Source organism: Neobacillus drentensis, from assembly GCF_036965425.1.
In the GTDB taxonomy this organism is placed as follows: domain Bacteria; phylum Bacillota; class Bacilli; order Bacillales; family Cytobacillaceae; genus Neobacillus; species Neobacillus drentensis_F.
The window spans coordinates 1-12,972 of record NZ_JBALPP010000059.1 but is presented as its reverse complement, the minus strand read 5'-3'; the positions used below and the strand labels follow the sequence as shown (position 1 = coordinate 12,972).

Sequence of the window (12,972 nt, the reverse complement as noted above, 5' to 3'; positions counted from 1 at the left end):
ATACTAAATCAAATATAAATATAAAAAGAGTGTGGACCGAAATTGTTTTTTTGATTCGGTTCACACTCTTTTTTTACCATTCTTTTGGCTCATAATTAAGTTCGTTAAATAATTGAGTACGTTCTTTCTTTGATAAATCTCTCCATTGGCCAATAGGAAGGTTCCCTAAATGGATATTCATGATGCGTGTCCGTTGCAGTCGACAAACCTCATATCCCAAGGCAGAACACATACGGCGAATCTGTCGGTTTAAACCCTGTGTTAAAATGATTTGAAAAACATATTTAGAAAGCTGTTCTACTTTACAAGGCAGCGTTTTTGTATCTAGTATTTCCACGCCTCCTGCCATTCTTTTTAAAAACTCTGGAGTGATTGGCTTGTCTACTGTCACGATATATTCCTTCTCATGCTTATTTTCAGCACGCAGAATTTCATTAACAATATCTCCGTCATTAGTCAGGAGGATAAGACCCTCTGAATCTTTATCCAGTCTTCCTATATGAAAGATTCTTAATGGATGGTTGACTAAATCAATAATATTTCCTTTAATATGTCTTTCTGTCGTACTAGTAATGCCAACCGGTTTATTTAAGGCAATATAAACGTAATTTTTATCCACTTTGACCGGATTTCCACCAATACGAACATCATCCCCTGGTTCGACTTGGCTTCCCAATGTGGCAACTTTTCCGTTAATGGACACTTTTCCTTCACTAATCAACTTATCTGCACCGCGTCTAGAAGTTTTACCAGACTCGGAAATATATTTATTTAATCGCAGGTTAAACACATCCTTAAAAGGAGATTGTGCTTTAAGAATACCCAACCAGTCCAGTATTTTCAAGCACATTGGGTCATCGTCAACCATTAAATTTTGCCATGACATTCAATCCTTTTTCATAAATTACATTTATAAAAATATTCAAGCTGTTCTTAGCATACACCTTCTTTATGAACTTAATATGAACAAGAGGGCGAGGAGAAAGTTCATATTCAGTTCACAAATGTTTGTTACCATGTACCTAGTGATAAGGGAGGAATGGAAATGATGCACCGAACAATACCGAACAATGGTGATTGGGCCGTTGAAGCCCGCGGCCTCATAAAGAATTTTGGTGAAAACCGTGCCGTTAACGGCGTAAATCTGAATGTGCGCGCTGGCACCATTTACGGCCTGCTTGGACCGAATGGAGCAGGCAAGACCACCACCATCAGAATGCTGGCAACCTTACTCCGGCCGGATGCAGGATCGGCACACATCTTTGGACATGATGTGATGAAGGAGTCCCAGATCGTGCGACAATTGATTGGGGTTACTGGTCAATATGCCTCAGTCGACGAGTCGCTAAGCGCAACCGAGAATTTGGTCATTTTCTCCCGGCTGCTTGGTCTTTCCAGAGCAGAGTCAAAACGTAAGGCAGTGGAGTTGCTCGAGGAATTTGGATTAACGGAAGCAGCAAAGCGTCCGTTGAAAAATTTTTCCGGCGGCATGCGCCGCAGGCTGGATTTGGCAGCAAGTCTCATTTCCCAGCCGCCACTCATTTTTTTAGACGAACCGACTACGGGGCTTGATCCGCGTACACGAAATCAAATGTGGGATACTATCCGCCGATTAGTGAGTACGGGGTCAACCGTACTGTTAACAACGCAGTATTTACAAGAAGCAGATGAACTAGCAGACAGGATTGCGGTAATCGATCGAGGCATAGTCGTTGCAGAGGGTACCGTGGATGAATTAAAGTCATCCGTTGGCCGATCTTCCTTGCATTTAAGAATCGAAAATTCACTGGATATAGTTGCGGCTCGTCATACCGTTGAAAGGGTGCTAAACGTAAAGTCGAATGTATCTTCGGAAGGCGGGAAGATTACTGCACCGATGGCAGATGCAGACCGAGTTGCGGATCTACTAATCGCCCTTCGTGAGGCGGGAATCCACCTAGCAGAGCTAAGTGTGCAGAAACCGACCCTTGATGAGGTCTTTCTGACTATCACTGGTCATGGTGTGAATGCGGACACACCTAGTGCGCCATATGAAATGCCCGAAGTAGAGGAGATAAGAGGATGAAAAGTACTTCACTTAATCGTCAACTGAAAAACCATATGAGCTTAGGTCAGTCGGCACGAAATTCATTGACAATGGCCTATCGAGGTTTACTGAAAATACGGCGTACACCCGAGCAGCTTTTCGACGTCACGCTCCAGCCAATTATCTTTACTCTCATGTTCACCTATATCTTTGGCGGGGCCATCTCAGGTAATGTAGAGAACTATTTGCCGGTCATAATTCCCGGCATCCTTGTGCAGACCGTTATTACGACTTCCATTGTCACGGGAGTTCAACTGCGTGAGGATATGGATAAGGGTGTTTTCGACCGGTTTAAGTCCCTTCCGATTGCACGAATTGCTCCGTTAGCTGGAGCACTTTTAGCAGATACAATCCGATATACCATTGCGACTGTGCTTACTTTTACCATGGGGTATATTATGGGCTATCGGCCTGATGGAGGACTTGGTTATGTAGTCATTGCCGCAATTCTCGTCATTGTGTGCTCTTGGTCCATTAGTTGGATTTTTGCTTTCTTTGGTGTGATTGCGCGAACTGCTTCTAGTGTACAGGGGATATCGATGCTTGCACTGTTCCCCCTAACGTTTCTTTCTAATGCTTTCGTACCGGTTAACACCATGCCCGACTGGCTACAGTGGTTTGTAAAGATGAACCCGCTATCACATCTGATTACTGCTGTCCGTGATCTTGTTAACAACTCTAACATTGGCTCTGATTTTGTTATTTCCCTCATTGGAGCAGCAGTCATCGTGGCCATTTTTGCACCTATAACGGTCCGTGCCTATATGCGTCGTACGTAAAAAAATTATTCCAGGAAAAATAAATAAGCCAAAAATGAACAAGTTTTGAATAAAAAACTTGTTCATTTTGGCTTGTTAAAATTAGTGAGTACGGAACCTCGCTTATGCGGGTTTTGTTTGTTTTTGGTCCAAGTGATAGCTTAGAAAAGTTAGAAGACTGGCAAAGATGGCAATCAACCCGCCGACCAATGTCACACTCATCAAATTCCCTTGATGGTAAACCATTCCACCTACTGCGGAACCCAAGGCAATTCCAACATTGCTTGCGACTGGCATCAGAGAAGCAGCGAGTCCTGTCGCTTTTGGTTGATATATGCCTGCAAGGTCGATCAAATAAAGCTGGGTAGATGTTGTTAAAAGGATGGCCATTAATGACATCAAGCCAATGTTAATTAATCCAAAGAGTAAATTATTTGTCGTCCAATATAAACTGATCAAAACAATTGCTTGCACAAGAAAGACAATGCGAAGGCGTCCGATTGCATTGAAGCTGGCAATTTTACCAGCGAGTATGTTGCTGAAAATCGAAATAAATCCGTAGCCAAACAATATCAAACTGATTGAATTACTCGGTGCTTCCATTCCATTCAGGATCGGAACAAGGTACGTATAAACGGCATACGTCGCTCCAAATCCTAAAGATGGAATGAAAAACGCCATTAAGATTCGCGGGTGTGTCAACAAAGAAAATTGATCACGCATGGAACTGCGAAATTGACTGAGCTTATTAGGCAAAATGAAGAAGGATGCCAAAAACGCAATTCCACCCAGAAATGTCGTTAACAGGAAGGTTGCATTCCAGTTGTACCATTCAGCAATAGCAGTGCCTATTGGTACTCCAACCACATTTGCAAGAGTAAAACCACCGAAAACAAATGATATAGCAAGCCCTCGTTTGGCGCTTGGAAGGGTCTCACTTGCAACAATCATGGCAAGGGAGATTAAAACTCCTGTTACAATCGCCGTCATCATCCGAAGTACAAGGAGCATGATGTAGCTCGTCGAAATCACACATAAAGCATTCAGGATGATGAACGACCCTATTAAAAACAACATCCATTTACGCTTAGGAAAATGGCTTGTTGCGCTCATCACGAGTGGTGTGGCAATGGCAAACGTAATGGCAAACGCAGAAACGAGTGTGCCAGCTTTTGCATTGGTTATATGGAGACCTGAGGAAATATCGGTTAAGATCCCGACGATAACAAATTCGCTTGTTCCGAGAACAAATGTTAATAAAGAAAGTGTAAAGATGAGCAACCAATGTTGCTTGGATAATTCAGTAGAGTGCATAATTACCTCTTTTCCTAGATGAATATAAATGTGATATAAGGTGGAAAACAATTTAACTATCATACCATAAAAAATTTCAACTAGGAAAGCTCATACTTTTTACCATCCATTATCTACAATCATTACTTCAGTCTTAATATTTATAAACGTTTCACGTGGAACAAAAGAGGCTTATATTTTATAAAACCGCTGCTTAAATAGGAGCGGTGAACGGTATTATAAGTTAATGAGGTTTTAAGAATATCCATAGGTACGAGCCGGGAACTTTACCTTTTGGAGTTGCGATTTCAGCAGTAGAGTTTTATTCATCGGTAAGATGAACTTTGGGAGGAATAAAAATGAGAAAGAAATTAATGGAAATGTTAGAAGCGAGGAAAGATGAAATAATCCATATTCGTCGATATTTACATGAAAACCCAGAGTTATCTTTTAAAGAAGAAAAAACAGCTCAATATATTTTAGATTTTTATAAAGGCAAGGATGTTGAAGTTCAATCTAACGTCGGAAATGGACATGGGATCATCGTGACGATTAAGGGCGGAAAGCCGGGAAAAACGATTGCACTTCGGGCTGATTTTGATGCCCTTCCGATTTTGGAAGAAACAGGCCTTCCTTTTAAATCAAAGAATGAAGGAGTCATGCATGCGTGCGGGCATGATGGACATACAGCCTATTTAATGGTTCTTGCGGATTGCCTAATTCAATTAAAAGATGAATTTCCAGGTACCATCAAAATTATTCATCAGCATGCAGAAGAAGTACCGCCTGGCGGAGCAAAAAGCATTGTTGATTCTGGGGCGCTTAATGATGTTGAAAATATTTTTGGGATTCATTTACTTCCAATGGCGAAAGCAGGAAATGTAGGCTATCACAGTGGTTATTCATTTGCAGGAAGATCATATTTTAAACTCGGGATTCAAGGTGTCGGCGGTCACGGTTCTTCCCCGCATTTAGCAAATGATGCGATTGTTGCGGGTTCATATTTTGTAACAGCCGTTCAAACCATTATCAGCCGCCGGCTAAATCCAATGGATATGGGAGTTATTACGATTGGTTCCTTTGATGGCAAGGGTACCTTTAATGTGATCAAGGATTGTGTAGAGCTTGAAGGGGATATCCGCTACATGACAGAGGAAACAAAGGTGACCATAGAGAAGGAAGTGCGCCGGATTGTCAAAGGGATTGAAGCTGAATTTGGTGTTCAATGTGAGTTAACCTATATTTCTGATTACCCGCCGCTTTATAATAACCCGGATGTGACAGCAATGGTGAAAGAAATCCTAGAAAGTACAAATGACCCGGATATTAAGGAGGTCGTTGAATATCCACAGTTGTCACCGTCTGATGACTTTGCCTATTACTTAGAAAAAATCCCGGGCTGTTACTTTTACATTGGCTGTACGCCCAAAGAGATAGAAAAACCTTATTTCAACCATAACCCGAAATTTGATATTGACGAGGATGCCCTGATCGTTGCTGCTAAATCAGTAGGCTATGTAGTTTGTGGATACTATGGGTTAGAATAAGTGAGTAAAAAAGATACTTTTTTGAAGAGTATCTTTTTTTGGCTTTTATTTGAATTTTCTTCTACTATTCATCTTCATATTTTCCCTTTTTAAATTAATCCCATAAAAAACTCCAAACAATTACATTCAACCATGCAAGCTCGGTTATTAATCATATTATATATCCTGAGTGGCAGCTTACAGTTGTAATACACGTAAGATGAACAAATTTATCCTGTATTAAAGAATTGAGAAAAGAGGTTGTAGGATGAAAGTAGTCATTTTGGCTGGCGGGTACGGAACCCGAATTAGTGAAGAATCACATTTGAAACCTAAGCCCTTAATAGAGATAGGCGACTACCCCATTATATGGCATATTATGAAGATTTACTCTGCTCATGGTTTTAATGAGTTTATTATTTGCTTGGGGTACAAAGGCCATATGTTAAAAGATTATTTCTTGAACTATTTTCTATATAAATCTGATGTAACAGTTGACTTTAGCCAGGGGAATCAATATTTCATCCATCAAAATTCAGCAGAACCATGGAAGATTACATTAGCAAATACTGGTATTAACACTATGACGGGAGGGAGAGTAAAGAAGATACAAAAATATATCGGAAACGAACCTTTTATGCTTACTTATGGTGATGGTGTTGCAAATGTAGATCTGAAAAAACTAGTTGAGTTTCATAAGGAGCATGGAAGGTTTGCAACGCTGACGGCTGGGCAGCCCACTGGAAGGTTTGGTGCTTTATCTTTGAACAAGGATCAATTGGTGGAGAGTTTTAAAGAAAAAATGAAAGGTGATGGCAACTGGATTAACGGGGGTTTTTTTGTCTTTCAACCAGAGGTGTTCAATTATATTAGGGATGAAAGTACTGTACTCGAAAAAGAACCACTTGAAAATTTGGCAAATGAGGGTCAGCTAATGGCATATAAACATGATGGTTTTTGGCACCCAATGGACACGTTACGCGATAAAAAATATTTGGAAGAGCTGTGGATGTCCGAAAGCCCTCCTTGGAAAGTTTGGAAGTAGAAAAAAGGGGTGGGACAATGATTGATAAAGGATTTTGGAAAGGAAAAAAAGTGTTTATTACTGGACATACAGGGTTCAAAGGGTCTTGGCTTTGTTTATGGCTGTATCATCTTGGTGCAGAAATTACGGGATACTCCTTACAAGCGCCCACTAATCCGAGTTTGTTTGAATTGTGTGAAATAGACAAGATCACAACCAGCATTCATGGTGATATTAGAGATCGGGAAAAGTTTCGTTTATCCCTGCAACAATCAAATCCAGATATCGTTTTTCATATGGCTGCCCAGCCGCTTGTGAGGATGTCGTACGAAAACCCGATAGAAACCTATGAAACGAATGTAATGGGTACAGTTAATCTATTTGAGGCCATCAGGCTAGTAAACATGCAAAACAAAAAAATAAAAGTGGTTGTAAATGTAACATCAGATAAATGTTACGAAAACAAGGAATGGCAATGGGGATACAGGGAATATGAACCGCTGGGTGGTTACGACCCTTATTCAAATAGTAAAGCTTGTTCGGAATTAATTACTGCTTGTTATCGAAACTCTTTTTTTAATCCTAAAACCTATGATACTCATGGTGTTGCAATCGCATCTGGAAGAGCCGGCAATGTTATTGGAGGAGGCGATTGGGCAAAGGACCGTTTAATACCTGATGGAATTCAGTCCCTATTAAAAGGGGAAACTATAAAAATAAGGAATCCCAAATCTATCCGTCCATGGCAGCATGTCTTGGAGCCAATAAGTGGATATTTATTATTGGCACAGAAATTGTATAAAGAAGGTGCTCGGTACTCAGAAGGCTGGAATTTTGGACCTGATGCTGAAAGTGAAAAAACAGTGGAATGGGCTGTAAGCAGACTATGTAATAAGTGGGGTTCAGGATCATCCTTTGAAATTGTGCCTAACAATGGGCCACATGAAGCACATTATTTAAAATTAGATTGTTCAAAAGCAAAAGCGGAATTAGGCTGGAAGCCAAAATGGAATTTGGAATACGCATTGGATAAAGTGATCGAATGGTCACTAGCCTATAAATTAGGGAAGGACGTTAGAAGCGTATGTCTAACACAAATTCAAGAGTACGAGGGATAGAGAATGATTCAAAAGTTTTCATTTGAGAAATTAGACTTAGAGGGTTCATTTTTAATCAAGCCTTTTGTTGCATATGATGAGCGGGGCTATTTTATTAAAGATTATTCCAAAGAAATATTTGAGGAGAATGGTATTTACCATGATTTAAAAGAAGTTTTTTATACAAACTCGTATAAAGGGGTTATTAGAGCCATTCATTTTCAAAGAATAAATGAGCAGCCAAAGCTTGTCCGTTGTATCTCCGGAAAGATTTACGATGTTATTGTTGACTTAAGAAAGGATTCCCCGACATTTGGCGAATGGAGAGGCTTTTATCTTTCTGAAGATAATAAAAATGAGCTTTATGTTCCTAAAAATTTTGGACATGGTTATCTAGTAATTGAACCATCCATAGTTTCATATAAATGTGCAGAGAAATTTTATGGAGAATACGATGACGGAATCATTTGGAATGATCCGGATATTGGTATTGATTGGCCATTAGATCTAGTTGATAAAAAAATAATCTTATCAGAAAAAGATAAGAATCTTCAATGTTTTAAAGAGTTTAGGGACGGTAAATAAAAGAGAGGAATGGCGATTGTCATGAAGGGAAAAAGAATTTTGGTCACAGGAGGGGCCGGCTTCCTCGGTTCTCATGTTGTGGATCGTTTTAAAGACCAAGGCTGCGCTGATCTTATTATTCCGCGCAGCCGCGAATACGATCTTCGGAATTCAACCGTTGCCTATTCACTCCTGAATAATACGAAACCTGATATCGTTGTCCACCTCGCCGCATCTGTGGGAGGAATAGGTGCTAACAGAAAGAATCCGGGGACATTATTCTACGACAATGCTGCCATGGGCATTCACTTGATAGAGGCTGCACGGTTGGCACAAGTGGAAAAGGTCATTATTTGCGGAACAATTTGTTCCTATCCAAAATTTACTCCTGTCCCATTTAACGAAGAAGCCTTATGGGATGGATATCCGGAGGAAACCAATGCTCCTTATGGACTTGCTAAAAAAATGCTTCTCGTCCAATCGCAGGCATATCGTCAGCAATATGGTTTCAACTCCATTTACCTGCTTCCTGTTAATCTTTACGGACCAAGGGATAATTTTGATTTAGAAAGTTCCCACGTCATTCCAGCCTTAATTCGCAAATGTGTTGAAGCAAAGGAAAAAGGGCAGCTGCAAATACATGCTTGGGGGTCGGGAAAAGCAACTAGAGAATTTTTGTATGTTGAGGATGCGGCCGAAGCCATTGTGATGGCAGCTGAAAAATATGACGAAGGGGAACCGGTTAATATTGGCACAGGGCGTGAAATAACAATAAAAGATTTAGCGGGTTTGATTGCAGAAAAAGCTGGTTTCACAGGTGAAATCATTTGGGATAGCAACAAACCGGATGGTCAACCGAGAAGATGCCTCGATGTAACCAAGTCAAAGGCGCTATTTGGATTTGAAGCAAGGACGACTTTGGAAGAAGGTTTACAGAAAACCATTGATTGGTATGTAAAAAAGAGGAGGCTTTAGTTAAGCCTCCTGTTCCTTTTCCTCACTTTTTCCCTCACAATGCTCGATCACTTCGTCCCAGGTCATAAACAATCGAGTGATATCTTCTTCCACCAGTTCGGTGCCCATTTGTACTTCAATTATTTCTAAGGTGCTGGTGGCTTTAATGCCGTGTTTGGCTCCTTTCGGAATCTTGAGAACATCTCCCTGCTTTACTTGGTAAAGCTGATCATCCAGGGCAAACTCTCCTGCCCCCGAAAGGATTGTCCAGACCTCGCTTCTTTTCGAATGGCTCTGGTAGCTGATGTTTTTCCCTGCATCAATAACGATTTTTTTCGTCAATGCAAAATTGTTGTCTGAAATCTTGGTATAGTTTAAGACTTGATACCAGCCCCATCTTCGTTCCTCATACATTGGCCTTTCTTTCTCGTTTTTCATGATATCCTTGATTTGGTGACTTGCCGCTTTTTCTGAAATTAATATGCCCTGTGGACTGCTTGCCACGACGATGTTTGATACACCGATGACCACAACAGGAATGTCAAGTTCATTAATGACATGAGTATTCTTGGTGTTTTCACTGATTATCCCTTTTCCTATTTGGTTAGTATCCATTTCTTCGGTTAATGTGTTCCAAGTTCCGAGATCTTTCCACGTCCCATCGTAAGGAACAACGATGACATGGTTGGCTTTTTCAACAACCTCATAATCAAAACTAATTTTAGGCAGTTGGTCGTATACTTTTTTGAGTTCAAAATATTCAATGGGAAAACCAATAGTCTGTAAAAAGTTGAGCATATATTTCAGTTTGAAGGCAAAAACACCTAGGTTCCATAATGCCCCTTGCTCTATAAGACGGATAGCCTGGTCTTCCTTAGGCTTCTCAACAAAGTTGCAGACTCTCATATAGGATAGTGGATTTTGTTTTGTTTTTCCTTTTTCCGGAATAATGTATCCGTATTTCTCGGATGGATAAACAGGGGTTCCACCCATCAAAGCAATATTGGCACCCGATTCCTGAATAAGCTTGTCCAAGACTTTAACTTGTTCAAAGTAGCTCTTTTCAACAAAGGGGTCGACAGGAAGTACACAAACAACTTCATCAGGGTCTGTCTTAATACAGGAATATAGATAGACTGAGGCTAATGCTATGGCAGGGAAGGTGTCGCGTCTCTCTTGCTCAATGATAAGGGGGGCATCACTGCCAATCTGGCTCAAAACCATGTCAACCTGAGCTTTACTGGTCGCAATATACGAGGATTGATGGAGATTCACCGATTTGAGTTGTTTCCAAATTCTTTGTATCATCGATTCTAATTGTTCACTATCAGTTTTTAAAACCTTCAAAAACTGCTTTGACCTGGAATCATTAGAAAGCGGCCAAAGCCGTTTTCCAGATCCGCCGGATAATAAAACAATTTTCAACGTTTCGAAATTCCTCCTTTCTTTAGCATGAAGTCATCCTTTGCAGCCATTAATCAAATTGTTCATGACTGCGGTAACCACCCTTTCGTAAATACTCTTCCATTTTTGCTTCCTTTAAATCACTATCTATCATCTCTTTAATCAGCTCGTCCAGATTGTATTTAGGGGTCCAGCCTAATTTTTGTTTTGCCTTATGCGGATCTCCTAACAGCAAATCGACTTCGCTGGGTCGGAAATAACGAGGGTCCACAGACACAATAGGTTTTCCGGTTGGGATTTGAAAAGCGGGGTGATGGCATGCTTTAACGAATCCCTTTTCCTCTTCGTTCTCTCCCTTAAATTCCACGTCAATTCCTACTTCCGCGAAAGACAGCCTAACGAAATCTCTCACCTTCGTAGTTACTCCCGTCGCTATTACAAAGTCTTGTGGTTTGTTTTGTTGAAGCATGAGCCACATGGCTTCCACATAATCTTTGGCATGTCCCCAATCCCTTTGGGCATTTAAATTCCCTAAGTACAGTTGATCCTGAAGTCCCAGAGCGATTCTGGCAACTGCCCGAGTAATCTTACGGGTAACAAACGTTTCGCCTCGGATAGGGCTTTCATGGTTAAACAGAATACCATTGCATGCATACATCCCATAGGCTTCCCGGTAATTTACGCTAATCCAATATGCATACAGCTTAGCAACGGCATAAGGGCTTCGGGGGTAAAAGGGCGTTTTTTCCGTTTGCGGTGTTTCCTGTACCAAACCGTATAATTCAGACGTGGAAGCTTGATAGATTTTAGTTTTATTGATGAGCCCGAGAATTCTGACTGCCTCCAAAATTCGAAGGATTCCGAGACCGTCTGTATTTGCCGTATATTCCGGCGTATCAAAACTGACATGAACATGGCTCATGGCGCCAAGATTATAAATCTCATCAGGTTGGATGGTCTGAATGAGTCGAATTAAATTAGTAGAGTCGGTCAGATCTCCATAGTGAAGGAATAACTTGGCGCCTGGCTCGTGTGGGTCTCGGTATAAGTGATTAATTCGATTGGTATTTAGCAGGGAGCTTCTTCGTTGTAAGCCGTGAACCGTATATCCTTTTTCTAGCAGCAATTCGGCAAGATAGGCTCCATCTTGCCCGGTAATTCCTGTTATTAAAGCTACTTTTTCCATAATTACCTCCTTTCGAACTCTACTACTCTAGTATATGGAACAGTCATTAAAGGGTTCCAAAGCTTGTACTAAAATAGGTGGAAACGGTGACCAAATGAAATAACTGTTTTTTGGTAGTGTTGCCTGACCACTCGGGGAATTCTGGAAATAAGAATAGAGGCTGATTTTTTGCCAAGCCTTGCTACCTTGGTCTTTTAAAAGCTAAATCATACTGTGAATCAAATATTGGAGATAGGAAATTTAATAATTGTTTTTCTCCAATTTCTTCCGGATTTACATCTGCTGAATATATGGGTTCTTTTAGCATTCTACTAAAAAGCTCCTTATCATTATCAATTTCTTCAACCCTCTTTACAACATCTTCAAAGGAATCGAAATCATGGCAATTGATAAAAGAATTGGGATTGAATTCTTTATAAATAGATGGATTTCCCCAATAGATTGGTATAGTTTGTGCTGCAAATGCCTGAATAATCTTTTCTGTTGTATACCCATCACCTGGACCATTTTCACCAGCAATACTAAATTTATATTTTTTTTGAAATTCTAGTTTATCTTCGACTCGATAGCCTATATTGTTTCTAAATCCCCCTCCGGAGTCTATTGTTTTATACTTTGATAACCAGTCAAAAAGGTGATTTCGAGACCATCCCGAACCGTTCGAAACGACAAAGTTACAAAATAAAACTTTCTCCTCAATTTCATTTTCAGATATTAAATGTTTCTTTTTTGCTAACTCATAGTCATCAGTGTACAAAAAGTATAGTGGGAATCTAAGGTATCTATCATCTAGTGAAATGTAATCAAAACCTAGAGCATAATCGCATACATTAAAATTAGGACTCCTCCAATTCTCACCAGTATAGTATATCCTTACACAATCATAATTTAAGTGATCGCCACCAAAGCAAGAATAGAAAAGATAATCTGGATCATCACTAATCGTAACATCGTATTTTGTTTCCAATAAATTTGTAAAGAAATTGTTTTTTTTATCAAATCCTCCCCAAAAATCAGTAAAATTTATTTTAATTTTTGGTTTCAAACTCTTCACCTCTTTTTATTTTAAAAAGCTTCTCT

12 protein-coding genes are annotated in these 12,972 nt (G+C 40.1%); 7 read left to right on the top strand and 5 right to left on the bottom strand.

The window, feature by feature from the left end:
• Window positions 1-73 precede the first annotated feature (73 nt).
• Window positions 74-850, bottom strand: a complete 777-nt coding sequence (gene rluF / locus V7161_RS16340; protein WP_335714036.1) for a 23S rRNA pseudouridine(2604) synthase RluF — start codon at window positions 848-850, stop codon at window positions 74-76.
• Between the two features lie 195 nt (window positions 851-1,045).
• Here rluF and V7161_RS16335 point away from each other — a divergent pair, with 195 nt between their 5' ends.
• Complete coding sequence (locus V7161_RS16335) at window positions 1,046-2,065, top strand: ATP-binding cassette domain-containing protein (RefSeq protein ID WP_335714034.1); 1,020 nt, start codon at window positions 1,046-1,048, stop codon at window positions 2,063-2,065.
• The gene (locus V7161_RS16330) at window positions 2,062-2,865 is read left to right on the top strand and encodes an ABC transporter permease (protein ID WP_335714033.1); all 804 of its coding nucleotides are present in this window, start codon (window positions 2,062-2,064) and stop codon (window positions 2,863-2,865) included. The genes V7161_RS16335 and V7161_RS16330 overlap by 4 nt, the downstream gene beginning before the upstream one ends.
• Window positions 2,866-2,967: 102 nt before the next feature.
• Here the strand turns inward: V7161_RS16330 and V7161_RS16325 are convergent, their stop codons facing one another.
• Window positions 2,968-4,158, bottom strand: a complete 1,191-nt coding sequence (locus tag V7161_RS16325; RefSeq protein WP_335714032.1) for an MFS transporter — start codon at window positions 4,156-4,158, stop codon at window positions 2,968-2,970.
• A gap of 338 nt (window positions 4,159-4,496) precedes the next feature.
• On the opposite strand from V7161_RS16325, the gene V7161_RS16320 reads away from it, so the two are divergent.
• The 5 genes from V7161_RS16320 to V7161_RS16300 all read left to right on the top strand — a co-directional run bounded on the left by V7161_RS16320 (window position 4,497) and on the right by V7161_RS16300 (window position 9,323).
• A complete protein-coding gene (locus tag V7161_RS16320) occupies window positions 4,497-5,684 on the top strand; it encodes an amidohydrolase (RefSeq protein WP_335714031.1) in 1,188 nt (395 codons plus the stop codon).
• 247 nt (window positions 5,685-5,931) lie between these two features.
• Entirely contained in the window at window positions 5,932-6,708 is a 777-nt protein-coding gene (rfbF, locus tag V7161_RS16315; protein WP_335714030.1) for a glucose-1-phosphate cytidylyltransferase, read from the top strand.
• 17 nt (window positions 6,709-6,725) lie between these two features.
• Window positions 6,726-7,805 carry a CDP-glucose 4,6-dehydratase gene (gene rfbG / locus V7161_RS16310; protein WP_335714029.1) on the top strand — a complete coding sequence of 360 codons (1,080 nt, stop codon included), beginning with the start codon at window positions 6,726-6,728 and terminating at the stop codon, window positions 7,803-7,805.
• Window positions 7,806-7,808: 3 nt separating this feature from the next.
• The gene (gene rfbC / locus V7161_RS16305) at window positions 7,809-8,369 is read left to right on the top strand and encodes a dTDP-4-dehydrorhamnose 3,5-epimerase (RefSeq protein ID WP_335714028.1); all 561 of its coding nucleotides are present in this window, start codon (window positions 7,809-7,811) and stop codon (window positions 8,367-8,369) included.
• Between the two features lie 21 nt (window positions 8,370-8,390).
• Window positions 8,391-9,323: a GDP-L-fucose synthase family protein gene (locus V7161_RS16300; protein WP_335714027.1), complete on the top strand. Its 933-nt coding sequence runs from the start codon at window positions 8,391-8,393 to the stop codon at window positions 9,321-9,323.
• Here V7161_RS16300 and V7161_RS16295 read toward each other — a convergent pair whose 3' ends face one another.
• The 3 genes from V7161_RS16295 to V7161_RS16285 form a co-directional block, all read right to left on the bottom strand.
• The gene (locus tag V7161_RS16295; protein WP_335714026.1) at window positions 9,324-10,727 is read right to left on the bottom strand and encodes a sugar phosphate nucleotidyltransferase; all 1,404 of its coding nucleotides are present in this window, start codon (window positions 10,725-10,727) and stop codon (window positions 9,324-9,326) included.
• Window positions 10,728-10,776: 49 nt separating this feature from the next.
• Window positions 10,777-11,892, bottom strand: a complete 1,116-nt coding sequence (gene gmd / locus V7161_RS16290) for a GDP-mannose 4,6-dehydratase (protein ID WP_335714025.1) — start codon at window positions 11,890-11,892, stop codon at window positions 10,777-10,779.
• A 181-nt stretch (window positions 11,893-12,073) separates the two neighbouring features.
• On the bottom strand, window positions 12,074-12,937 hold the full coding sequence (locus V7161_RS16285; RefSeq protein WP_335714024.1) for a glycosyltransferase family 10 domain-containing protein: 864 nt from the start codon (window positions 12,935-12,937) through the stop codon (window positions 12,074-12,076).
• Between the last annotated feature and the right edge of the window lie 35 nt (window positions 12,938-12,972).

Bases quoted from the DNA above. Each gene is read 5' to 3' on its own strand.
- rluF (WP_335714036.1), bottom strand. From the start codon at position 850: ATGTGCTTGAAAATACTGGACTGGTTGGGTATTCTTAAAGCACAATCT.
- V7161_RS16335 (WP_335714034.1), top strand. From the start codon at position 1,046: ATGATGCACCGAACAATACCGAACAATGGTGATTGGGCCGTTGAAGCC.
- V7161_RS16330 (WP_335714033.1), top strand. From the start codon at position 2,062: ATGAAAAGTACTTCACTTAATCGTCAACTGAAAAACCATATGAGCTTA.
- V7161_RS16325 (WP_335714032.1), bottom strand. From the start codon at position 4,158: ATGCACTCTACTGAATTATCCAAGCAACATTGGTTGCTCATCTTTACA.
- V7161_RS16320 (WP_335714031.1), top strand. From the start codon at position 4,497: ATGAGAAAGAAATTAATGGAAATGTTAGAAGCGAGGAAAGATGAAATA.
- rfbF (WP_335714030.1), top strand. From the start codon at position 5,932: ATGAAAGTAGTCATTTTGGCTGGCGGGTACGGAACCCGAATTAGTGAA.
- rfbG (WP_335714029.1), top strand. From the start codon at position 6,726: ATGATTGATAAAGGATTTTGGAAAGGAAAAAAAGTGTTTATTACTGGA.
- rfbC (WP_335714028.1), top strand. From the start codon at position 7,809: ATGATTCAAAAGTTTTCATTTGAGAAATTAGACTTAGAGGGTTCATTT.
- V7161_RS16300 (WP_335714027.1), top strand. From the start codon at position 8,391: ATGAAGGGAAAAAGAATTTTGGTCACAGGAGGGGCCGGCTTCCTCGGT.
- gmd (WP_335714025.1), bottom strand. From the start codon at position 11,892: ATGGAAAAAGTAGCTTTAATAACAGGAATTACCGGGCAAGATGGAGCC.